The 22,126-nt window shown below is 71.4% G+C and carries 24 protein-coding genes; 13 read left to right on the top strand and 11 right to left on the bottom strand.

All coding sequences use genetic code 11. The annotated features are described in order from the left end of the window. Positions 1 to 191: 191 nt before the first annotated feature. Positions 192 to 911 carry a SigE family RNA polymerase sigma factor gene (locus tag ACZ4XX_RS23350; protein ID WP_030318346.1) on the bottom strand — a complete coding sequence of 240 codons (720 nt, stop codon included), beginning with the start codon at positions 909 to 911 and terminating at the stop codon, positions 192 to 194. Between the two features lie 170 nt (positions 912 to 1,081). Here ACZ4XX_RS23350 and afsQ1 point away from each other — a divergent pair, with 170 nt between their 5' ends. The 5 genes from afsQ1 (at position 1,082) to ACZ4XX_RS23375 (ending at position 4,955) form a co-directional block, all read left to right on the top strand. Next, positions 1,082 to 1,759 carry a two-component system response regulator AfsQ1 gene (afsQ1, locus tag ACZ4XX_RS23355; protein WP_017239746.1) on the top strand — a complete coding sequence of 226 codons (678 nt, stop codon included), beginning with the start codon at positions 1,082 to 1,084 and terminating at the stop codon, positions 1,757 to 1,759. Then, a complete protein-coding gene (locus ACZ4XX_RS23360) occupies positions 1,756 to 3,285 on the top strand; it encodes an ATP-binding protein (protein ID WP_468509797.1) in 1,530 nt (509 codons plus the stop codon). Before afsQ1 ends, ACZ4XX_RS23360 begins: the two co-directional genes overlap by 4 nt. Beyond that, positions 3,282 to 3,893, top strand: coding sequence for a hypothetical protein (locus ACZ4XX_RS23365; RefSeq protein WP_468509798.1), 612 nt, complete (start codon positions 3,282 to 3,284; stop codon positions 3,891 to 3,893). The genes ACZ4XX_RS23360 and ACZ4XX_RS23365 overlap by 4 nt, the downstream gene beginning before the upstream one ends. A 222-nt stretch (positions 3,894 to 4,115) precedes the next feature. Continuing rightward, entirely contained in the window at positions 4,116 to 4,664 is a 549-nt protein-coding gene (locus ACZ4XX_RS23370) for a VanZ family protein (RefSeq protein WP_468509843.1), read from the top strand. A gap of 90 nt (positions 4,665 to 4,754) precedes the next feature. Further along, complete coding sequence (locus tag ACZ4XX_RS23375) at positions 4,755 to 4,955, top strand: PspC domain-containing protein (protein ID WP_030318354.1); 201 nt, start codon at positions 4,755 to 4,757, stop codon at positions 4,953 to 4,955. Between the two features lie 83 nt (positions 4,956 to 5,038). Here the strand turns inward: ACZ4XX_RS23375 and ACZ4XX_RS23380 are convergent, their stop codons facing one another. Further along, positions 5,039 to 5,404, bottom strand: a complete 366-nt coding sequence (locus tag ACZ4XX_RS23380; protein WP_468509799.1) for a hypothetical protein — start codon at positions 5,402 to 5,404, stop codon at positions 5,039 to 5,041. A 173-nt stretch (positions 5,405 to 5,577) separates the two neighbouring features. Further along, a complete protein-coding gene (locus ACZ4XX_RS23385; protein ID WP_468509800.1) occupies positions 5,578 to 6,732 on the bottom strand; it encodes an adenosine deaminase in 1,155 nt (384 codons plus the stop codon). Positions 6,733 to 6,995: 263 nt separating this feature from the next. Between ACZ4XX_RS23385 and ACZ4XX_RS23390 the strand changes: the two genes are divergently transcribed. The 4 genes from ACZ4XX_RS23390 (at position 6,996) to ACZ4XX_RS23405 (ending at position 10,292) form a co-directional block, all read left to right on the top strand. Next, complete coding sequence (locus ACZ4XX_RS23390) at positions 6,996 to 7,391, top strand: hypothetical protein (protein ID WP_468509801.1); 396 nt, start codon at positions 6,996 to 6,998, stop codon at positions 7,389 to 7,391. Positions 7,392 to 7,602: 211 nt separating this feature from the next. Continuing rightward, the gene (locus ACZ4XX_RS23395; RefSeq protein WP_468509802.1) at positions 7,603 to 8,376 is read left to right on the top strand and encodes a GNAT family N-acetyltransferase; all 774 of its coding nucleotides are present in this window, start codon (positions 7,603 to 7,605) and stop codon (positions 8,374 to 8,376) included. 4 nt (positions 8,377 to 8,380) lie between these two features. Continuing rightward, complete coding sequence (locus tag ACZ4XX_RS23400; RefSeq protein WP_468509803.1) at positions 8,381 to 9,424, top strand: S66 family peptidase; 1,044 nt, start codon at positions 8,381 to 8,383, stop codon at positions 9,422 to 9,424. A gap of 91 nt (positions 9,425 to 9,515) precedes the next feature. Then, positions 9,516 to 10,292, top strand: coding sequence for an alpha/beta hydrolase (locus ACZ4XX_RS23405; RefSeq protein ID WP_468509804.1), 777 nt, complete (start codon positions 9,516 to 9,518; stop codon positions 10,290 to 10,292). On the opposite strand, the gene ACZ4XX_RS23410 is transcribed toward ACZ4XX_RS23405, so the two are convergent. Further along, positions 10,278 to 11,276, bottom strand: a complete 999-nt coding sequence (locus ACZ4XX_RS23410; protein WP_468509805.1) for a LysR family transcriptional regulator — start codon at positions 11,274 to 11,276, stop codon at positions 10,278 to 10,280. The two genes, ACZ4XX_RS23405 and ACZ4XX_RS23410, sit on opposite strands and share 15 nt — an antisense overlap. 62 nt (positions 11,277 to 11,338) lie before the next feature. On the opposite strand from ACZ4XX_RS23410, the gene ACZ4XX_RS23415 reads away from it, so the two are divergent. The 3 genes from ACZ4XX_RS23415 (at position 11,339) to ACZ4XX_RS23425 (ending at position 14,463) form a co-directional block, all read left to right on the top strand. Further along, positions 11,339 to 12,622 carry an MFS transporter gene (locus ACZ4XX_RS23415; RefSeq protein WP_468509806.1) on the top strand — a complete coding sequence of 428 codons (1,284 nt, stop codon included), beginning with the start codon at positions 11,339 to 11,341 and terminating at the stop codon, positions 12,620 to 12,622. A 77-nt stretch (positions 12,623 to 12,699) separates the two neighbouring features. Beyond that, entirely contained in the window at positions 12,700 to 13,407 is a 708-nt protein-coding gene (locus ACZ4XX_RS23420) for a L,D-transpeptidase family protein (RefSeq protein WP_468509807.1), read from the top strand. 84 nt (positions 13,408 to 13,491) lie between these two features. After that, entirely contained in the window at positions 13,492 to 14,463 is a 972-nt protein-coding gene (locus ACZ4XX_RS23425; protein WP_468509808.1) for a sigma-70 family RNA polymerase sigma factor, read from the top strand. 26 nt (positions 14,464 to 14,489) lie between these two features. Here ACZ4XX_RS23425 and ACZ4XX_RS23430 read toward each other — a convergent pair whose 3' ends face one another. After that, entirely contained in the window at positions 14,490 to 14,765 is a 276-nt protein-coding gene (locus ACZ4XX_RS23430; RefSeq protein ID WP_468509809.1) for an STAS domain-containing protein, read from the bottom strand. A gap of 65 nt (positions 14,766 to 14,830) precedes the next feature. Between ACZ4XX_RS23430 and ACZ4XX_RS23435 the strand changes: the two genes are divergently transcribed. Continuing rightward, positions 14,831 to 15,490: an HAD family hydrolase gene (locus ACZ4XX_RS23435; protein ID WP_383582854.1), complete on the top strand. Its 660-nt coding sequence runs from the start codon at positions 14,831 to 14,833 to the stop codon at positions 15,488 to 15,490. Here the strand turns inward: ACZ4XX_RS23435 and ACZ4XX_RS23440 are convergent. From ACZ4XX_RS23440 to ACZ4XX_RS23465, 6 genes are all read right to left on the bottom strand, one after another. Next, the gene (locus ACZ4XX_RS23440) at positions 15,483 to 16,073 is read right to left on the bottom strand and encodes a Uma2 family endonuclease (protein ID WP_468509810.1); all 591 of its coding nucleotides are present in this window, start codon (positions 16,071 to 16,073) and stop codon (positions 15,483 to 15,485) included. The genes ACZ4XX_RS23435 and ACZ4XX_RS23440 overlap by 8 nt on opposite strands. A gap of 116 nt (positions 16,074 to 16,189) precedes the next feature. Then, the gene (locus ACZ4XX_RS23445) at positions 16,190 to 17,467 is read right to left on the bottom strand and encodes a thymidine phosphorylase (protein ID WP_468509811.1); all 1,278 of its coding nucleotides are present in this window, start codon (positions 17,465 to 17,467) and stop codon (positions 16,190 to 16,192) included. Between the two features lie 81 nt (positions 17,468 to 17,548). Then, positions 17,549 to 17,953 (bottom strand): cytidine deaminase, encoded by a 405-nt coding sequence (locus ACZ4XX_RS23450; RefSeq protein ID WP_468509812.1) that lies wholly within the window; start codon positions 17,951 to 17,953, stop codon positions 17,549 to 17,551. Beyond that, the gene (locus ACZ4XX_RS23455; protein WP_468509813.1) at positions 17,950 to 19,212 is read right to left on the bottom strand and encodes an ABC transporter permease; all 1,263 of its coding nucleotides are present in this window, start codon (positions 19,210 to 19,212) and stop codon (positions 17,950 to 17,952) included. Before ACZ4XX_RS23455 ends, ACZ4XX_RS23450 begins: the two co-directional genes overlap by 4 nt. Next, on the bottom strand, positions 19,209 to 20,327 hold the full coding sequence (locus ACZ4XX_RS23460; RefSeq protein WP_468509814.1) for an ABC transporter permease: 1,119 nt from the start codon (positions 20,325 to 20,327) through the stop codon (positions 19,209 to 19,211). The genes ACZ4XX_RS23455 and ACZ4XX_RS23460 overlap by 4 nt, the downstream gene beginning before the upstream one ends. Then, entirely contained in the window at positions 20,324 to 22,036 is a 1,713-nt protein-coding gene (locus tag ACZ4XX_RS23465; RefSeq protein ID WP_468509815.1) for an ABC transporter ATP-binding protein, read from the bottom strand. Before ACZ4XX_RS23465 ends, ACZ4XX_RS23460 begins: the two co-directional genes overlap by 4 nt. Between the last annotated feature and the right edge of the window lie 90 nt (positions 22,037 to 22,126).

Raw genomic sequence — 22,126 nt, forward strand, 5'->3', positions numbered from 1 at the left:
AACGCCCCCCCCCCCCCCCCCCCCCCCCCCCCCCCCCCCCCCCCCCCCCCCACCCCCCCACCCCCCCCCCCCCCCCCCCCCCCCCCCCCCCCCCCCGCGTCGCTGTTCCCCCGTACCCCCGTACGGTTCCCCCGTGCTCCCCCGACGGCTCCGTTTCCCCCGTAGCCCCCGTGGGTCTTTCCCCCCGGCCTTCAGGCCACCAGCTCGCCGAAGGACTCCTCCTCGTCACGGCCGAAGCTGAGCACCTCGTCCTCGCGCAGTCGCCGCAGCGACCGCCAGATGCTCGACTTCACCGTGCCGACACTGATGTCCAGGATCTCCGCGATCTCCGGATCGGTACGGCCCTCGTAGTAGCGCAGCACCAGCATCGTCCGCTGGAGCTCGGGCAGCCGGGCGAGGGCCTGCCACAGCACCGCGCGCAGCTCCGTGCCGCGCATCGCGTCCGTCTCGCCCACCGTCTCCGGGAGCTCCTCGGTCGGGTACTCGTTGAGCTTGCGCCGGCGCCAGGCGCTGATGTGCAGATTGGTCATGGTGCGGCGGAGGTACCCGCCGACCGCGGCCTTGTCGCTGATCCGCTCCCAGGCGCGGTACGTGGAGAACAGCGCGCTCTGGAGCAGGTCCTCGGCCTCGAACCGGTCACCGGTGAGGTGGTAGGCGGTGGCGTACAGGGAGGCACGACGCTCCTGGACGTAAGCCGTGAACTCGGCTTCCGAACAGTTGCGCTCCCCCGTGACCTCCCCGTACGCCGCTCCCCCGTCAGCAATGGCCACCATGTACGGCGCCTTGCGCTGACGCCCGACGCTGCGAACGCACCCCCGCCCGTTCACCGCGCCGGACTTCTCCGTGCTCCGCACGACGTCGTGGAGACGCGTGACTACTGCGCTTGAGGTGGTGCTGTGCAGTGCGTTCATCTCGCGCCCCCCGTCGGTTGGAGTGTGTTTCGGTCCGTGTGCCAAGAAGCTTGCCCATCGGACTTCATGGCGTTGTCCGCCGACTGTCACAGGCGTGTCACAGGGGCCCGGACAGAAGCGCGCCTCCCAGCGGTCGAACTCGGACGGCCCAATGCGACAGAATGTCGCCCGTGCCTTTTCTGTTGCTGATCGAGGACGACGACGCCATCCGCACGGCCCTCGAACTCTCCCTGTCACGGCAGGGCCACCGGGTGGCCACCGCCGCGACCGGTGAGGACGGCCTCCAGCTGCTGCGCGAGCAGCGGCCGGACCTGGTCGTGCTCGACGTCATGCTGCCCGGCATCGACGGCTTCGAGGTCTGCCGGCGCATCCGCCGCACGGACCAGTTGCCGATCATCCTGCTGACCGCGCGCAGCGACGACATCGACGTGGTCGTGGGCCTGGAGTCCGGAGCCGACGACTATGTCGTCAAGCCGGTACAGGGCCGCGTCCTCGACGCCCGTATCCGGGCCGTCCTGCGGCGCGGGGAAAGGGAGTCGACGGACTCGGCGACCTACGGCTCCCTGGTGATCGACCGCTCCGCGATGACGGTCACCAAGAACGGCGAGGACCTCCAGCTCACCCCGACCGAGCTGCGGCTCCTCCTGGAGCTGAGCCGCCGGCCCGGACAGGCGCTCTCCCGGCAGCAACTGCTGCGGCTCGTGTGGGAGCACGACTACCTGGGCGACTCGCGGCTCGTCGACGCCTGTGTGCAGCGGCTGCGCGCCAAGGTGGAGGACGTGCCGTCCTCGCCCACGCTCATCCGTACCGTCCGCGGGGTCGGTTACCGGCTGGACGTTCCTGCGTGAGCAAGGGGATCGTCACGCGGCTGCGTCTCTCCAGCCTGCGGCTGCGTCTTGTCGTCGTCTTCGCCCTGGTCGCGCTCACCGCGGCCGTCGCCGCCTCCGGCATCGCGTACTGGCTGAACCGCGAGGCGGTCCTGACGCGTACCCAGGACGGTGCGCTCAACGACTTCCGGCAGGAGATGCAGAACCGGGCGGCGACGCTGCCGCTGCGGCCCACGCAGGAGGATCTGCGGCGGACGGCCGAACTCATGGCCACGGGCAGCGCCGACTACCAGGTGCTGCTGCTCGGCGAGCGGGACGCGGGCAAGCCGATCGTCGGCGCCTCCGACCCGGACGACTTCACCCTGGCCGACGTGCCGCGCCCGCTGCGCGAGGCCGTGGACACCGAGCGGCCGGTGACGGAGGCCAACCCGTACCCGTACCACCTGTTCTGGCAGCGTACGGAGCGGAACGGGACGCCGTACCTGGTCGGCGGGACGCGCATCGACGGCGGCGGCCCCGCCGGCTACATGTTCAAGTCGCTGGCCGCGGAGAAGGCCGACCTGAACTCGCTCGCCTGGTCCCTCGGGATCGCGACCGCGCTCGCGGTGGCCGGCTCCGTGCTGCTCGCCCAGGTCGCGGCGACCACCGTGCTGCGTCCGGTCCACCGGCTCGGCGAGGCGGCCCGGCAGCTCGGCGAGGGCAAGCTCGACACCCGGCTCCGGGTCACCGGCGCCGACGAACTGGCCGACCTCACCCGTACGTTCAACGGGGCGGCCGAGTCCCTGCAGAAGAAGGTCGCGGACATGAGCGCCCGCGAGGAGTCCTCCCGGCGGTTCGTCGCCGACATGTCGCACGAACTGCGGACCCCGCTGACCGCGCTCACCGCCGTCACCGAGGTCCTGGAGGACGAACAGGACTCCCTCGACCCGATGATCGCCCCCGCGGTCGCCCTGGTGGTCAGCGAGACCCGGCGGCTCAACAACCTGGTCGAGAACCTCATGGAGGTGACCCGCTTCGACGCGGGCACCGCCCGGCTCGTCCTCGACGAGGTGGACATCGCCGACCAGATCACCGCGTGCATCGACGCGCGCGCGTGGCTCGACGCGGTCGACCTGGACGCCGAACGCGGCATCGTGGCACCGCTCGATCCGCGCCGGCTCGACGTGATCCTGGCGAACCTCATCGGGAACGCGCTGAAGCACGGAGGTTCCCCGGTCAGGGTCTCCGTGCGCACCGAGGACGACGAACTCGTCATCGCCGTACGCGACCACGGCCCCGGCATCCCCGAAGAGGTGCTGCCGCACGTCTTCGACCGTTTCTACAAGGCGAGCGCGTCCCGGCCCCGTTCCGACGGCAGCGGGCTCGGCCTGTCGATCGCCATGGAGAACGCGCTGATCCACGGCGGCTCGATCACCGCCGCCAACTCGGTCGGCGAGGACGGCGCGGTGGACGGCGCGGTGTTCGTCCTGCGGCTGCCGCTCGACGCGTCGGGCATCACCCGCGAGGTGCAGACCCGCAGCAGCCAGGGCGAGGTGGAGGAAGCGTGAGACGCCGCACAGTGGGGCGTACGGCCGTGACGGCCGGGCTCGTCGCGCTCACCGCGCTGGCCACCGGCTGCGGGATCAGGACCACGTCGGTCCCGGTGGACGCGGGCGCGGCCCCGTCCCGCGTCCCGTGCAGCGTGACCCAGGAGGGGACCACGGGCGCGGCGGTGCAGGGCGTGCCGGTCCGGGTGTTCCTCGTCTGCGGCTCGCAGCTGGAGGCGGTGGACCGGCGCTCGCTGCCGGAGGAGAAGGCCGGCGGCGATCCGGTGCGCACGGCGTCGGGGCTGCTCTCGCAGCTGCTGGCCGAGCCCTCCGAGAGCGAGCAGCGGGCCGGATACACGACGGCGGTCCGCGGCCCGCTGGTGGTACGCGGCGGGCACAAGGGCGACCCGGCGGGCACGCTGCGGCTGAGCCGCCAGCCGGAGGACCTGGCGCCGACGGCTCTGTCGCAGCTGGTCTGCACGTTCGCGGCGAGCTCGGCGGGGTCCGGGGAACAGTCGGTGCTGCTGGGCGGGCCGGGCGCGGCGTACGCCCCGAAGCGCTACCGGTGCACGACAGAACTCCGCGAACGCCCGGAATCCACCCCGCCCACGGCGCCGACCCCGAACTGACCCGAGCCCGCCGCCACAGACGCCCCCACGCCGCGGGCGGTGGGGTGGTTCGGGAGGTCCGGGTCGCGGGTGTGGGCCTCGTCGGCCGGGGCGGGTGCGACCCGCTCGCCGGGGCGGGGCCGGGCGGAGGCGTGGGGTCCGGGCGGGTGTCCGGGAACCGAGTTCGCTGTTCGGGGCGTCTTGGGGGGCGTGCAGCGTCAAGGTTCGGGCGGCAGTGCCGCCATGGTCGTCCGCGTGGCAGGCTTCGCCCTCGTCCTCGCGCATCTGCTGCTCGTCGCCTGGGTCAGCCTGCGCCCACGGGACGTCGCCTGGGTGACCGCGCCGAACATCGTCCCCCTCGACGGCCTCCGCGCCGACTTCGCCCTCGGCACCGCCGAGGCCGTCCGGCTGGTCGGCGAGGGGCTGCTGCTGCTCGCCCCGCTCGGGATCCTGCTTCCGATGGCCGACGGACGGCTCCATGTGTCCGGGTGGGCCTCCCTCGCCCGTACGACCGCCGCCGGCGCGCTGGTGTCCCTGGCGGTGGAGCTGTTGCAGACCGCCGTGCCCGGTCAGGTCGTGGACGTGGACTCGGTCCTCCTGAACACCGCCGGGGTGGCGCTCGCCCATCTCCTGTTCGTCCCGGCCGGCCGTGTCTGGCTGCGTCGCAGGTCGGACGAGGGGCGGGCGGACTCCTCCGCGGGGAGCAGGCCGGGTCGGGGTTCCGCCCTGCTGCGGAACGAGGGTTCTCAGGGTGCGACCCCGACGATTCCCAGGGTCCCGATCGCCCGGTAGACCGACGCCCCGGAGGGTCCTCCGGGCGCACCATGGAGTCATCGGGAGCCCGACGGAGCGGCTCCCGGACCGAATCCGAAGGAGCCCACCATGGCCGCACTGACCCGCCCTCGTGACGGACGCGTGATCGGCGGAGTGTGCGCGGGTCTGGCCCGGCGCTTCGGCATCTCCGCGAACACGATGCGTCTGATCTTCCTGGTCTCGTGCCTGCTGCCCGGCCCGCAGTTCCTGATCTACATCGGCCTGTGGATCTTCATGCCGGACGAGCGGAAGGCCACCACGGCCTGGTGACGGACCTACGCCGAAGGGGCGCGTTCCCGGGAGACCGGGTGCGCGCCCCTTCGGCGTACGTGGAGCCGGGTACGGCCCCGGGGTCAGCCGATCGGCAGGCCGCCCAGCGGCAGGCCGCCGAGGAGGCCGCCCAGCGGGGTGGCGCCGAGGCCACCGGCGGCGGCGTCGAGCGGGAGGCTCTGGGTGGCCTGCCCGGCGGCGGCCGGGAGGGTCTTCACGCCCTGGTCGAGGCCCTGGCCGAGGGCGCCCTGGCCGGCACCGAGGGACTCGGCGGCGCCGTCGGGGAGCTTGGTGAGGTCGTCACCCACCGGCACGGTCTGGGTCACCAGGCCGAGGGCGTCGGGGGCGGCGGGCGCGACCGGGGCGGCGGAGGCCGTGCCGGCGGCGGCAGCGGCGAAAGCGGCACCGAGAGCGGCGACACCGAGCTTCTTGGCGGCAGACTGCTTCATCTGAAAATCTTCCTTGGGGAATCCGGGGGCTTCCGGGAAAGCCGGGCGGGGAAATCCTGGGAATGCAGAGCGGCTCTGCAACCTAACCAGTGATCGACCCGGCCGCAAACACCGGAAAGCGGCCGGGTGTCGCGCTTCTCCCGGCCGCTCGGTTCCTCCTGACGAGGTGCTGTTCAGCCCGCCGTACGGGAAGAGTCGCTGGTGGTGGCGGTCTGCTGGAACAGCCATTCGGACTTCAGCTCGGCATATCCGGGCTTGATGACCTCGTTGATCATGGCCAGCCGTTCATCGAAAGGAATGAACGCTGATTTCATCGCATTGACCGTGAACCACTGCATGTCGTCGAGCGTGTAATCGAATGCCTCGGTCAGCAGCTCGAATTCGCGGCTCATGCTGGTCCCGCTCATGAGCCGGTTGTCGGTGTTGACCGTGGCCCGGAAGTGCAGGGTGCGGAGCAGACCGATGGGATGCTCGGCGAACGAGGCCGCGGCTCCGGTCTGGAGGTTGGAGGAGGGGCACATCTCCAGCGGGATCCGCTTGTCGCGGACGTAGGCGGCGAGCCGTCCGAGGGTCACCGAGCCGTCGTCGGCGACCTCGATGTCGTCGATGATCCGGACGCCGTGCCCGAGCCGGTCGGCTCCGCACCACTGGAGCGCCTGCCAGATCGAGGGCAGTCCGAAGGCCTCGCCCGCATGGATCGTGAAGTGGTTGTTCTCCCGCTTGAGGTACTCGAAGGCGTCGAGGTGGCGGGTGGGCGGGTAGCCGGCCTCGGCGCCGGCGATGTCGAAGCCGACGACGCCGGTGTCGCGGTACCGGTTGGCGAGCTCGGCGATCTCCAGGGCGCGGGCGGCGTGCCGCATCGCGGTGAGCAGGGCGCCGACGCGGATGCGGTGCCCGTTCGCCCTGGCCTGCCGCTCGCCCTCGCGGAAGCCGTCGTTGACGGCCTCGACGACCTCCTCCAGGGTGAGGCCGGCCTCCAGGTGCTGCTCGGGGGCGTAGCGCACCTCCGCGTACACCACGCCGTCCTCGGCGAGGTCGACGGCGCACTCGGCGGCGACGCGGAAGAGGGCGTCACGGGTCTGCATGACGGCGCAGGTGTGCGCGAAGGTCTCCAGGTACCGCTCGAGGGACCCGGAGTCGGCGGCTTCGCGGAACCAGATGCCGAGCTTGTCGGGCTCCGTCTCGGGGAGCTGCGCGTAGCCCTGCTCCCGGGCGAGTTCGATGATCGTGCCGGGGCGCAGTCCGCCGTCGAGGTGGTCGTGGAGCAGCACCTTCGGGGCACGGCGGATCTGGTCCGCGGTGGGGACGCTGGGGGTCTGGCTCGTCATTTTCGCACTCTAGCCCCTACGCGCGTAGAGCGCGCCCCACGGCACAGGGTCCATGCCCGCTCTCCCCCGCCCGCGGGCGCTCCGCCCCCGCGTCGACCGCACGTCGGGGAAGAGTGACGCGCGTTCAGACCTTCGCGTATACGACTTATTGCGCTGTTGAGACGACACCGGCTTCTCCGTGTGCAACGGGTCCCGCCTGCTCACGGTTACGTGGGGCGATCACGGCGGGAGCCGAAACCCGCCGGACCATGGAAGGACGTGGCATGCGGTACATCCGTGGACTGCTCGTCGCACTCTCTGCGGGCGCTCTGTCGCTCGGCATGATCGGCGGCGCGCAGGCCGACACCGACCAGTCGAACCAGAGCCTCGACCACAGCTGTCAGAACAGCACGTTCGGCTCCTGCTCCCAGGAGGTGAACTACGCTCCGGAGCTCCTGGGGGATGTGTCTCTCAGCGGCGAGAACGGGCTGCTCGGTCCCAACGGGCTCCTCGGCCCGGCGGGACTCCTCGGCCCGACCGGTCTCGTCGGTCCGACCGGGCTCATCGGCCGGACCGCCACCGGCGAGACCACGACCGCCAAGGGCGCGACCGGCACGACGGCCACCACCGGCACCAAGGGCGCCACCGGCAAGACCGCCCTGACCACGCCCACCCGATAGCTCCCACCCGGTCGACGCGGCCGTCGACCTGAGGGAGGAGGCGGCGCCCCGCGAGCACACGCGACCGCCGCCGACGCCGTCCGGCGGCCCGTGTGGCGGTCGTTCCCCCTGCCACGCGGGCCGCCGACCCCGAGGACACCGTGCTCCCGGCCTCCGCCCTCGCAGCCGATATGGACCGGCGCGCCGGCCGGTCGACTCCTAGGCTGTCGGAATGACTTCTCGACCGACCGACTCCGAACTGCCGCGCATCCACGGCTTCCTGTCCGAGTTCCACCGTCGCCAGGCGGACCGCGTCGTCGACTTCCCCGGTGGCTTCGCCGCGCTCGACGACCGGTACACGCACTCCCGGGGCAACAACCACCTGCTGGTCGACGGCTCGACCGACCCCGAGGTGCTGCCCACGCGGGCTGAAGAACTGCTCGGCCATCTCTCGCACCGGCTCGTGTACGTCATCGACGACGAGGTCGCGGCCGCCTGCCGAGGTCCGCTGGAGCGGGCCGGTTACACACACGCGGCCATCTACCTCATGCGGCACACCGGCCCGGTCCCGGCCCACGGCGGGGCCCGGAGGGTGGGGGTCGAGGAGCTGCGCGCGCCGGCCTCGGAGGCCTGGCGCCGGTTCGCTCCGGGGGTGTCCGACGAGGAGGTCCACCACCTGGTGGAGCGGCGGGCCGCCCGGCTCGGGGCCGCCGAGGACGTACGGTTCCTCGCCGCACACACCGAGGACGGCGAGGTGGCGTCCTGGGTCGACCTGTATCTCGACCCGAAGTCCGGCATCGCCCAGATGGAGGACCTGGTCACCGCCGAGGCGCACCTCGGACAGGGCCATGCGGGACGGGTCCTCGACACGGCGCTGCACCTGGCGGCCGAGGCAGGCTGCGACCTCCGCTTCCTGAGCGCGAACAAGGCGAAGTGGCCGCACCGCTGGTACGGGCGGAAGGGTTTCGCCGTCGCCGACACCATCCACTGCTTCGAGAGGGCGTAGCCGCATGTCGACACCCGTGTACCCGCCCAAGCCGCGCCCCGGCGACAAGGTCGCGATCGTCTCCCCGTCGAGCGCCCTGCCGGGGCTCCTCCCGCTCCCCTACGAGCTGGGGCTCGACCGGCTGCGGAACGAGTTCGGTCTGGTCCCGGTCGAGTACCCGACCACCCGCGCCTGGGGCTCGACGCCCCGGGAGCGTGCCGCCGACCTGAACGCCGCCTTCGCCGACCCGGAGATCAAGGCCGTCATCGCGAGCATCGGCGGCGAGGACCAGATCACCGTGCTTCCCCATCTGGACCGGGAGTCGATCCGCGCGCACCCGAAGCCGTTCTTCGGGTACAGCGACAACACCAACCTCCTGCTCCTCCTGCGCAACCTCGGCATCGTGAGTTACCACGGTGGCTCGGTGATGGTGGAGCTCGGCCGGCCCGGGGCGCTCCACCCGCGGACGGCGGACTCCCTGCGGGCCGCGCTGCTCGGCTCCGGTCCGTACGAGCTGACGCCTTCGGCGGACGTCGGCGACGTCAACGGGTCGTGGGAGACGCCGGAGACCTTCGACGGCGAACCGGTGATGGAGCCGGGCGAGGGCTGGTCCTGGCACAACGCCGACCGGGTCGTCACCGGGACCGGCTGGGGCGGCTGCCTGGAGATCCTGGCCTGGATGCTGATGGCCGACCGGGAGATCCGGCCGGTCGAGGAGTACGCCGGGCAGGTGCTCTACCTGGAGACCTCCGAGGAGATGCCGGTCGCCGACGAGGTGTACCGGATCCTGCGGAACATGGGAGAGCGCGGACTGCTGCGGCAGTTCCCGGCCGTACTGATGGCCAGGCCCAAGAGCTGGAGCTTCGAGCAGCCGCTGGAGGCCTCGGCCCGAGCCGCCTACCGGAAGTCCCAACGCGATGCGGTGCTACGGGCGTTGGGCGAGTACGCGCCCGAGACCATGGCGGTCTTCGGCGTCGAGTTCGGGCACACCGACCCGCAGCTGGTGCTCCCGTGCGGTGGCCCGATCCGCGTCGACGGTCCCGCGCGGCGCATCACCGTCACGTACTGAACCGGCCGGACAAGGGTGCCCCGCCGGACGATACGTAACAGAGACCGCGCGTACGACTGGCGTACACCTCTCCTTCTGAGACTGTTCTGTCATGGCGCACTTCGCACTCGTGGGGCCGCCCGACACCCGGAGACCCCGGCTCGGTCGGCCTGTTGGAGGATCCCGCACGTCGGCGGCGGTGGGCGGCGTGGTGCTGCTCCTTCCGGACGGCGAGCCGGTGTCGGGGCGACGCGCCTCCACGCCGGCGCACGCGGCGATGCTGCCGCTCGGGCGCGGACTGGTCCGGGCCGGCCGGTCCGAAGGGCTCGCCGCCCATGTGGTGCGCTACCGCGGGCGCGGCTGGAACGGCACCGACGCGAACCTCGCGGCGGACGCCTCCTGGGCCGTGGAGGAGGCCGTACGGCGCTACGGCGACGTCCCGGTCTGCCTCGTCGGCCACGGCCTCGGCGGCAGGGCGGCGCTGCGGGCCGCCGGGCACGGCGCGGTCGGCGCGGTCCTCGCGCTCGCCCCCTGGCTGCCGGAGGACGACATGGCGGCGGAGCCGGAGGCCGTACGGCAGCTGGTGGGGCGCCGGGTGCTGCTCGTGCACGGCACGAACGACGCGCGTACGGACCCGGAGTTGTCGTTCCGGTACGCCGAGCGGGCGAAGAAGGCGAACCGCGACACCTGCCGGTTCGAGGTGCATTCGGACGGTCATGCGCTGCGGCAGTACGCGGACGAGGTGCGGGCGCTCGCCGCCGACTTCGTCCTCGGCGCGCTCTTCGGGCGGCCGTTCGCCCGGCCGGTGACCGACGCGATGGCCGCTCCCCCGCCGCTGGGCCTGCGGATGCCGCTCTCGGCGGGTTTCGGGGGCTCACTCCGGAGGTGAGGGGTCCTCCGTGCGCAGGGGCGCGGCGGGCTCCTTCGGGAGCAGGTGGCCGCGCCTGCCGAGCAGGAACTTCTTGAAGGCGGCCACCGGGGCCGTGTCCGGGTGGCCGTCCAGCCAGGCGACGCCGATCTCGCGGACCGCGCGCGGCGCGGTGACGGTGAGTTCGACGACGCCGGGGCGCGGCACGGCCGGCGGGGGCAGCAGGGCGACGCCGAGGCCGGCGGCGACCAGGCCGCGCAGGGTCTCGGCCTCCTCGCCCTCGAAGGCGATCCGGGGCTTGAAGCCGGCGTCCGCGCACAGGTCGTCGGTGATGCGGCGGAGCCCGTACCCCGGTTCCAGGGTCACGAAGGTCTCGTCGGCGGCCTCGGCGAGGCGGACGCGCTTTCGGCCCGCGAGCCGGTGGTCGTCGGGGACGACGAGGCGGAGCCGCTGCTCGTCGAGGCGCCGGGCGACGAGGTCGGGGGCGTCCGGCACCGGCGAGGTCAGACAGAGGTCGAGGTCGCCGGCCCGGAGCCGTTCGATCATGGCCTCGCCGTAGTTCTGGACGAGGGTGAAGCGGATCCTCGGGTGGTCGACGCGGAAGGCGCGGATGAGACCGGGGACGGTCTCGGAGCCCATGGTGTGGAGGAATCCGAAGGCGACGCGGCCCGCGGTGGGGTCGGCGTCGGCGCGTACGGTGTCGGCGGCCCGTTCCACCTCGGCGAGGGCCCGCTCGGCCGCGGTGAGGAAGCGGCGCCCGGCGGGGGTGAGGGAGACCGTGCGGCCGCGGCGGGCGAAGAGGGTGACGCCGAGGTCCTGTTCGAGCCGGACCATCGCGCGGGAGAGCGTGGACTGCGGGACGCCCATCTCGGCCGCGGCCCTGGTCACATGCTCGTGCCGGGCGACCGCGGCGAAGTACGCGAGCCGCGGGGCGAGCAGCAGTCCCATGTCTTCTTCGTTACTGTTCGGTGACAGGCGAAGCTGTGACCTGTACTCATGCACCATGGGAACGATTACAGCAGTTCCGTGCATTGGACGCATGAGGCGGGTCGTCCTACGTTCGAGACATGCCTCCCGCCAGTACCAAGGCGGCCGCCACCCACGCGTCCGCCGACTCCCGCCCCGCCCCTGCCGACACCCGCCTCGCCCCCGGCACGCCCGGTCACCGCCGCATGAGCCTCGCGCTCTTCGCCGCCGGCCTCGCCGCCTTCGCGCTCCTCTACTCCACGCAGGCCCTCCTCCCGGCCATCTCGGCCGAGTTCGGCGCCTCCGCCTCCGCCGCCTCCTGGACGGTCTCGGCCGCGACCGGCGCCCTCGCCCTGTGCGTGCTCCCGCTGAGCGCCCTCTCGGAGCGCTTCGGACGGCGCACGATGATGATCGCCTCCCTGTCGGTCGCGGTCGGCATCGCGCTCCTCGTGCCGCTCGCCCCGAACCTGGAGTCCCTGATCGCCCTCCGCGCGATCCAGGGCGCCGCGCTCGCCGGTCTTCCGGCCTCCGCGATGGCCTTCCTCGCCGAGGAGGTCCGCCCCAAGGCGCTGATCGCCGCGATCGGCCTGTTCGTGGCGGGCAACTCGATCGGCGGCATGAGCGGCCGTCTCGTGACCGGCTGGGTGGCCCAGATGTGGGGCTGGCGGGCGGGTCTGGCCGCCGTCGGCCTGACCTCCCTGCTGTGCGCGCTGGCCTTCCGGGCGCTGCTGCCGAAGGCACGGCACTTCACGCCCGGCACGCTCAACCCGAAGGCGCTCGCCCGGACCGTGCGGACGCACCTCGCCGACCCGCTGCTGATGCGTCTCTACGTGATCGGCGCGCTGTTCATGACGGTCTTCGGCGCGGTGTACACCGTGATCGGCTACCGCCTGGTCGAGGCCCCGTTCTCGCTGCCGCAGGGCGTGATCGGCTCGATCTTCCTGATCTACCTGGTCGGCACGGTCTCCTCCGCCGCCGCGGGCCGGCTCGTCGGCCGGCTCGGCCGGCGCGGAGCGCTCTACCTGGCGGTCTCCACCACCGCCGCGGGCCTGCTGCTGTCGCTCTCCGACGCGCTGCCGGCGGTCCTCGCGGGCCTCGTCCTGATCACGGCCGGCTTCTTCGCGGGGCACGCGATCGCCTCCTCCTCGGTGAGCCGTACGGCCACGACGGGCCGGGCGCAGGCCTCGGCCCTCTACCAGTCCGCGTACTACCTGGGCAGCAGCGCGGGCGGCACGCTCGGCGCGATCGCGTTCCACGCGGGCGGGTGGCCGGGCACGGTGCTCATCGGTCTCGTCGCGGTCCTCGGTGTCGTCTCGGTGACCCTGTACGGCACCCACAGCGCGCGCGTGGAGGCACGGCAGGGACGGCTCGCCGCGTCCTGCTGATTCCGGCCGAATCCGCTGCAACTGACTCGCTTCCCCGGACGTCCTGACAGATAGGACTCAAGGGGGAGTTGACGATCATGAAGAGAATCACGGGTCGAATAGCCAGAAGAGCCGGTATCGCGGCAGGCCTCACCTCGCTGGTGCTGCCGATGACGATCGCGCTCGGTGCGGCTCCGGCGCAGGCGGCGTCCTGCAACGTGACGACGGGCCCGCACCAGAAGCAGGTGGAGAAGTTCCTCGGACGCCCGGTCGACGGACGCCAGTCGTCCGCCGACTGCAAGGCCATCCAGGCCTTCCAGAAGAAGCACGGCATCACCCCGAGCGCGGGGTACGCCGGGACGATCACCTGGCGCACGATGAACACGATGCTCCAGCAGAGGGCGGCGGGGTCCAACCCGAACAAGGACCGCAAGTGTCCGACCAACCGGGGCCGGATCGCGTGCGTCGACCTCACCCGCCAGCTGAGCTGGATCCAGGACGGCTCGCGCCTCAAGTACGGTCCCGTGCCGGTGCGTACGGGCAAGGACGGCACCGAGACCCGTACGGGCTCGAAGAAGATCTACTGGCGGAACATCAACCACTGGTCGACGCTCTACCACGTCTCCATGCCGTACTCGCAGTTCTTCGACGGCGGCCAGGCCTTCCACTCGACGACCAAGTCCATGTGGAACCCGCCGGGCTCGGGCGGCTGCGTCAACATGACGTCGAAGGACGCCAAGGCGTACTGGAGCCTGCTCCGGAACGGCGACGACGTCTTCATCTACGGGCGCAAGCCGGGAACCTGACCCCGGCTGTCAGTCCGCTGCGGTAGCTTCCCTCTCACCGGCACCGAACGGGTGCCGGTGAGGGGTGAGTGGGGTGTGGACCCGATGAGTGACGCCGCGGCCGCGACGACCGACCAACTCGACACGTACCGCAGGGAGCTGACCGGTTACTGCTACCGGATGCTGGGCTCCTCCTTCGAGGCGGAGGACGCGGTGCAGGACACCATGGTCCGGGCCTGGAAGGCCATCGACTCCTTCGAGGGGCGCTCCTCCCTGCGGTCCTGGCTCTACCGGATCGCCACCAACGTCTGCCTGGACGCGCTGAACGCGGGCAACCGGAGGGCACGGCCGATGGACCTGACCTCTCCGACACCGGTCGCGCAGGCGCAGCTCGTCAAGCAGCCGGAGATCACCTGGCTGGAGCCCGTGCCCGACGGGCGGGTGCTGCCCTCGGTCGCCGACCCGGCGGAGACGGCCGTCTCCCGGGAGACCGTACGGCTCGCGTTCGTGGCCGCGCTCCAGCATCTGCCGCCCAAGCAGCGGGCGGTGCTCATCCTGCGCGAGGTGCTGGCCTGGAAGGCGAGCGAGGTCGCCGAGCTCCTCGACAGCTCCGTCGCCTCGGTCAACAGCGCCCTCCAGCGGGCCCGCGCGACGCTGGCCGAGCAGGCGCCGGCCGCCTCCGACACCGCGAATCCCCTCGACGAGGAGCAGAAGGCGCTCCTGGAGCGCTATGTCGCCGCGTTCGAGGGCTACGACATGAAGGCGCTGACCGCGCTCCTCCACGAGGACGCGACCATGTCCATGCCGCCGTACGACCTCTGGCTCCAGGGGCACGACGACATCGTCGGCTGGATGCTGGGCGTCGGTGAGGTGTGCGCCGGTTCGAAGCTGGTGCCGACCGTGGCGAACGGCTCGCCGGCCTTCGCCCAGTACCACCCGGACCCGGCGGGCGGCTTCAGCCCGTGGGCGCTCATCGTCCTGGAGCTCCGCGACGGCAAGGTCGCCGGGATGGACTTCTTCCTGGACACCGAGCGCTGGTTCCCGCTCTTCGACCTGCCGGCCCGGCTGGAGGCGTAGGGCCCCAGGGCCCGCAGGCCCGGAGGCTAGAGGCCCAGGGTCCCGTCGAGGCCGGTGAGCAGGAGCAGGGCCCGTAGCTCGGGTCCTGCTCCGTGGAAGCGGATCCGGTGCCCCCTGCGCCCGGCGGCGAGTTTCAGCCGGGCGAGGGCGTCGACGGCGGCGAGATCGGCGGGTGCGAGCGCGCCGACCTCGCAGACCACGTCCCCGGGCGGCGCGGCCCCGAGCTCGGCACAGAGACGCGCCACCTCGTCCCCGGTGGGGCGGGTGGTCAGGGTCACGACGAGCGGTCGACTGGTGTCCACACGGCTTGAGACCGGCCCTCGGACCGGAACTCATCGGTGATCACTTCGGCCTTAGGGTCGGGATCATGACTCTTGAGCCCGCTGAACTGGTGATCTTCGACTGCGACGGTGTCCTGGTGGACAGCGAGCGGATCTACTGCCGGGTGGACCGGGAGGTGTTCGCGAGCCTCGGAGCGGAGTTCACCGAGGCGGAGATGGTCGAGTACTTCGTCGGCTCCCCGCACGACATGCTCACCGCGATCGTGGAGGAGCGCCGGGGCCGCCCGCTGGAGCCCGACTGGCAGGCGCCCTTCACGCAGCGGTACGAGGACGCCCTGGACGCGGAGCTGACGGCCGTGGAGGGCGTCACGGACGTCCTGGACGCGCTGGCCGTCCCGTACTGCCTCGCCTCCAACGGAAGCCACGCCTCCATACGGAAGAACCTCGGCCGCGCGGGCCTCCTGGACCGCTTCGAGGGCCGGATGTTCAGCGCCCGCGACGTCGCCCGGGGCAAGCCGGCCCCGGACCTCTTCCTGCACGCGGCGGCCGCGATGGGCGTCGCGCCGGAGCGCTGCGCGGTGGTCGAGGACAGCCCGTACGGCGTCCGGGCGGCCCGGGCGGCCGGGATGCGCGCCTTCGGCTACACCGGCGGCCTGACGCCGGCGGCCCGGCTGACGGGCCCGGGGACGGTGGTCTTCGAGGACATGCGGGAGCTGAGGGGGCTGCTGGGAGCGGGGCTCAGCTGACCGGGAACTCCGCCGTGTCGAGGGCGAGGTCGAAGGGGGCGGGGAGGCGGATCTCCTCCCCGAACGGCACGGCACGGAGGACGCGGTAGACGTCCCCCTTCGGCTCTCCGTAGAGGGTCACGGTGGGGCCGCCGGGGGCGTGCGCGTCGATGAGCAGGTACAGCGGGACTCCCGCTCGCGCGTACGCGGCCGCCTTCGTGATGCGGTCGTGGTTCGCGTTCGAGGGCGAGGTGACCTCCGCGGCCAGCAGGCAGATCTCGGCCGGGATGTAGGAACCGGGTTCGGTGAGGGCGTCCTCCGGGACGACCACGAGGTCCGGGATGAACATGCCCGAGCGCGAACGGACAGCGATGGACTGGGTCTGGAAGACCGCCCAGTCGTCCGGAATCACGGAGTACAGGCGTCGGTGCACCTTCGACGCCGTGAGGTTGTGGCGGACACCGGGCGACGGTGCCACGGTGATGATCCCCTCGATGATCTCCACCTTGCAGCCCTCGGGCCAGTCCATCGACTCCCAGCGACGGACCAGGTCCTCCCAGCCGTTGCCCTGGCCGTACTGGGGCTCGGCAGCGAGTGCGCTCATCGCGTGCTCCTCATTCGGTCGTCACCGATCCCAGCATGCCGAACGGGACCGGCGGGGGTCCACCGGTCCCGTTCACCCGAAGGTGTCACTGGCACATGCCAGCGTCGATCGGGTCACTACGCGATGCGGTCCAGGACGATCGGGTTCGGGGTGAACTCCGTGCCCGGCAGCGCGATGTCCCAGGCCGAGCCCAGGGACTGCAGCGCGTAGTCGAACTTCTCCGGGGTGTCCGTGTGGAGGGTGACGAGCGGCTGGCCCGCCGTCACCGTGTCACCGGGCTTGGCGTGGATCTCGACGCCCGCGCCGGCCTGCACCGGGTCCTCCTTGCGGGCGCGGCCCGCGCCCAGGCGCCAGGCGGCGACGCCGATGTCGTAGGCGTCGAGGCGGGTCAGGACGCCGGAGGACGGGGCCGTGACGACGTGCTGCTCGCGGGCGACCGGGAGGGCCGCGTCCGGGTCGCCGCCCTGGGCCGCGATCATCCGGCGCCAGTGGTCCATCGCCGAGCCGTCGGCCAGCGCCTTCGCCGGGTCGGCGTCCTTGATGCCGGCCGCTTCGAGCATCTCGCGGGCCAGCGCGATCGTCAGCTCGACGACGTCGGCCGGGCCCCCGCCGGCGAGGACCTCGACCGACTCGCGGACCTCGAGGGCGTTTCCGGCGGTGAGGCCGAGCGGGGTGGACATGTCGGTGAGCAGCGCGACCGTCTTCACACCGCTGTCGGTGCCGAGGCCGACCATCGTGGAGGCCAGCTCGCGGGCGTCCTCGATGGTCTTCATGAAGGCGCCGGTGCCGACCTTGACGTCGAGGACCAGGGAGCCGGTGCCCTCGGCGATCTTCTTCGACATGATCGAGGAGGCGATCAGCGGGATGGCCTCGACCGTGCCCGTGACGTCACGGAGCGCGTAGAGCTTCTTGTCCGCCGGGGCCAGGCCGTCGCCCGCCGCGCAGATGACCGCGCCGGTGGTGTCGAGGACGTGCAGCATCTCCTCGTTGGAGAGCAGCGCGCGCCAGCCCGGGATGGACTCCAGCTTGTCGAGCGTGCCGCCGGTGTGGCCGAGGCCGCGGCCGGAGAGCTGCGGGACGGCCGCGCCGCAGGCGGCGACGAGCGGGGCGAGCGGGAGGGTGATCTTGTCGCCGACTCCGCCGGTGGAGTGCTTGTCGGCGGTGGGGCGGGAGAGCGAGTCGAAGTTCATGCGCTCGCCGGAGGCGATCATCGCCGCCGTCCAGCGGGCGATCTCCGTGCGGTTCATGCCGTTCAGCAGGATGGCCATGGCCAGGGCGGACATCTGCTCGTCGGCGACCGCACCGCGGGTGTAGGCGTCGATGACCCAGTCGATCTGCTCCGGGCTCAGCTCGCCCTTGTCCCGCTTCGTGCGGATGACGGAGATGACGTCCATGGTGGTGCCTCTTTCTACGCGCATAGAGGGGGGAAAGGGGGAGCGGCCCTTCCCATCGTGCCGGAAGGGCCGCTCCGAGGTTTACTTCGCGAGGTGGTCCGGGCCGAATGCCTGCGGCAGCATCTCGGCGAGCGTCAGGAGCCCGGCGGGCGTCTCCAGGACGAGCTCGGGGCCGCCGAACTCGTACAGCAGCTGCCGGCAGCGGCCGCACGGCACCAGGGACTCGCCGTGGCCGTCCACGCACACGAAGTGCGTGAGGCGTCCGCCGCCGGTCGCCTGGAGCTCGGAGACGAGCCCGCACTCGGCGCACAGGGCAAGGCCGTACGAGGCGTTCTCCACGTTGCAGCCGGAGACCGTCCGCCCGTCCTCGACGCGGGCCGCCGCACCGACCGGGTAGCCCGAGTACGGGGCGTACGCACGGGCCATGGCCTCGCGCGCCGTGACCCGCAGTGCCTCCCAGTCGGCCTCGGAGAGGGCGGTCGTCACTTGCCCTGGCCCTTGCGGTACGGCAGGCCGTCCGCCTTCGGCATCCGCAGGCGCTGCGCCGAAAGGGCGAGCACGAGCAGGGTGGTGATGTACGGGGCCGCGTCGACGAACTGGCTCGGGACCTCGTCGGTCAGCGCGTACCAGAGGAAGAACCCGGCGGAGAAGGCCGCGGAGATCGCGCCGACCACGTACTTCTTCTTGTACAGCTGCCACAGGGCCGCGATCAGGAGGAGCACGGCGACCAGCAGCAGCAGCGCGTGGACGTTCTCGGCGCCGCCGCGGAGCTTGAGGCTGTCGGTGAAGCCGAAGAGGCCCGCGCCGAGCGCCATGCCGCCGGGCATCCAGTTACCGAAGATCATCGCGGCGAGACCGATGTAGCCGCGGCCGCCGGTCTGGCCCTCCTGGTAGATGCCGGTGGCGACGATCGCGAGGAACGCGCCGCCGAGGCCGGCCAGGGCGCCGGAGGCCGTGACGGCGATGTACTTGTACTTGTAGACGTTCACGCCGAGGGACTCGGCCGCGACCGGGTTCTCACCGCAGGAGCGCAGCCGCAGGCCGAAGGCCGTGCGCCACAGCAGCCACCAGGTGGCCGGGATCAGCAGCAGGGCGACGACCGTCAGGAGCGACAGGTTCGTCACGAGACCGCCGAGGATGCCGGCCAGGTCGGAGATGAAGAACCAGTGCTTGGCCTGGAGATCCGCCAGCCAGTCGGAGAGCCCTGGGATGGTGATCTTGGTGATCTGGTCGATGCGCGGGGACTGCTTGGAGGAGCCGCCCTCGGCCTCGGCGAACGTGAAGTTCGACAGGTACTGGGTGAAGCCCACCGCGAGGATGTTGATCGCCACACCGGAGACGATGTGGTTCACGTTGAACGTGACGGTGATGATCGCGTGCAGCAGACCGCCGAGCGCGCCGCCGAGGAGACCGAAGAGGACACCCACCCAGGGGCCCCACTGGTATCCGGCCCAGGCGCCGAACCAGGTGCCGAGCACCATCATGCCTTCGAGGCCGATGTTGACGACGCCCGCGCGCTCGGCCCACAGACCGCCGAGACCGGCGAGACCGATCGGCACGGCGAGCTGGAGGGCGCCGGAGACCTGACCCACCGAGGTGAGGTCGTTGGCCCCGGAGACGGCCCGGACGAGCGAGAAGAGCAGGAGACCGGCCGCGACGATCAGCATGATCCACGGCCAGGTGAGCTTGCGGCGTCCGCCGCCCTTGGGCGCGGCGCTCGGCTTGGTGGCGGTGACGGTGCTCATGCCGAGACCTCCTTGTCGGTCTTGATGGCGCCGCCGGCGGCGAGTTCCTCGCCGACCTTCTGCTGCTGGCGACGGAGGCCGTAACGGCGGACGAGCTCGTACGAGACGACGACCGCGATCACGATGATGCCCTGCATGATCTTGGTGATCTCCTTCGGGTACCCGTACACGTCGAGGTTGCTGGACGCCTTGTCCAGGAACGCGAAGAGCAGGGCCGCGAAGAGGATGCCGACCGGGTGGTTCCGGCCGAGCAGCGCGATGGTGATGGCGGTGAAACCGACACCGACGGGGAAGTCCAGGCTGTACGTGTGCGAATCGCCGAGCAGCGTCGGCATGCCGGAGAGACCGGCCAGCGCGCCCGAGAGCAGCATCGCGGTGAGGACCATCTTCTTGGCGTCGACGCCGCTGGCCTGGGCGGCGGACTCGCTGGCGCCGGTGGCGCGCAGGTCGAAGCCGAACCGGGTGCGGTTGAGGACGAACCAGTAGACGACGCCCAGGGCGAGCGCGACGAAGGTGAAGCCGTAGATGACTCCGTTGCCCTCGCCCATGTCGATGCCGGGGAACCAGCCGGACTCCGAGATCTCACCGGTGGTGAGGTTGTTCGAGCCCTCGGGCTGGACGCCGAAGTTCTTCGGCAGGATCAGCCAGGCCACCAGCGAGGTCGCGATGGCGTTCAGCATGATCGTCGAGACGACCTCCGAGACGCCGCGGGTGGTCTTCAGGATGCCGGCGATGCCGGCCCAGAAGGCGCCGGTGAGCATCGCGACGATCACGATCACGAGGATGTGCAGCGGGCCGGGCAGCTCGATCGAGGCACCGACGAGGGCCGAGACCATCGCCGCGAGCCGGTACTGGCCGTCGACACCGATGTTGAACAGGTTCATCCGGAAGCCGATGGCCACGGCCAGGGCTGCCAGATAGTAGATCCCGGTCTGGTTGATGATCAGGACCTGGATGTCGGCGAAGCCGGCGTTGTCGATCATCAGCCGGATCGGCTCGATCGGGTCCAGGCCCGTCGCGAGCAGCACCAGCACGGTGAGCACGAACGAGGTGACCAGGGCGAGCACGGGTCCCGCCGCGCCCAGGATCAGCTTGTCCTTGTCGAATTTCATCATCGGGCGTCACCGTCTTCGGGCTGCTCTGCGTCGCCTTCGAGCTGGCCGCTGGCCGCGCCGGTCATGGCGGAGCCGAGCTGCTCGGGCGTGATGGTGGCGGGGTCGGCGTCCGCGACGAGCTTGCCGCGGTACATGACCCGGAGGGTGTCGGAGAGACCGATCAGCTCGTCGAGGTCGGCGGAGATCAGCAGCACCGCGAGACCCTCGCGGCGGGCGTCCCGGATCGCGTCCCAGATCTGTGCCTGCGCGCCGACGTCCACACCACGGGTGGGGTGGGCGGCGATCAGGAACTTGGGCGCGTGGCTCATCTCGCGGCCGACGATCAGCTTCTGCTGGTTGCCGCCGGAGAGGGAGGCCGCGGTGACGTCGATGCCGGGGGTGCGCACGTCGTACTCGCGCACGATCCGCTCGGTGTCCTTGCGGGCGGCCTTCGGGTCGAGGACGCCGCGCTTGGAGTTGGGCGCCTCGGTGACGTGGCCGAGGATGCGGTTCTCCCAGAGGGGGGCCTCCAGGAGCAGGCCGTGGCGGTGCCGGTCCTCGGGGATGTAGCCGATGCCGCCCTCGCGGCGCTTGCGCACGGAGACCTTGGAGATGTCCTTGCCGTCGAGCGAGATGACTCCCGCGTCGGGGGAGGACATGCCCATGAGGGCCTCGATGAGCTCCGTCTGGCCGTTGCCCTCGACACCGGCGATCCCGAGGATCTCGCCCTTGTGGATCGTGAGGGAGATGTCGTCGAGGAGCTTGCGGCCGCCCGTGGCCTCCTCGTGCATGGTCGCCGCGCTCGACGGGTCGGCCGGGGCGGCGGTGGTCAGCGGCACGGCCGAGACTCCGCTCTCGCTCAGCGTCAGGTTCTGGACCTGGAGCATCGGGACGGTGGTGACCGTCGACTCGCGGGTCTCCGGCGAGGGCAGCTCGCTGCCGACCATCAGCTCGGCGAGCTGCTTGGTGGTGGCGGTCTTCGGGTCGGCGGTGCCGACGGTGGTGCCCCGGCGGATGACGGTGATGTCGTCGGCGACCTTCAGGACCTCGCCCAGCTTGTGCGAGATGAAGATGACGGTCAGGCCCTCGGACTTGAGCTCGCGCAGGTTGTCGAAGAGCGCGTCGACCTCCTGCGGTACGAGCACCGCGGTCGGCTCGTCGAGGATGAGGATCTTGGCGCCGCGGTAGAGGACCTTGAGGATCTCCACACGCTGCCGGTCGGCGACGCCGAGGTCCTCGACGAGGGCGTCGGGGCGGACCCCGAGGCCGTACGCGTCGGAGATCTCGCGGATCTTCTTCCGCGCCTTGGCGCCGATGCCGTAGAGCTTCTCGCCGCCGAGGACGACGTTCTCCAGGACGGTGAGGTTGTCGGCGAGCATGAAGTGCTGGTGCACCATGCCGATGCCGCGCGCGATGGCGTCACCGGGGCTGGAGAAGGTGACCTGCTGGCCGTCGACCGCGATGGTGCCCTCGTCCGGCTTCTGCATGCCGTAGAGGATCTTCATGAGGGTCGACTTGCCGGCACCGTTCTCGCCGATGAGGGCGTGCACGGTGCCCTTGCGGACCGTGATGGCGATGTCCTTGTTGGCGACGACGCCGGGGAATCGCTTGGTGATGCCGTGCAGTTCTACGGCAGGGGGGCTGGACGCGTTGATGACGCACTCTCCTTGGCCGGAAGGAGTGGGAGCGGGAGGGCAGGGCGGGGTGAAGTTATCGTGCCAGGGAGACATCTACACGCGTAGCGCTGCCGAAAAATGAAAACCCGTACGGGAATGGGCCCGGGGCCCGGCGCCAGTGGAGTGCCACTGGGTCCGGGCCCT

The sequence above is a fragment of the Streptomyces sp. NPDC029956 genome, from assembly GCF_055574655.1.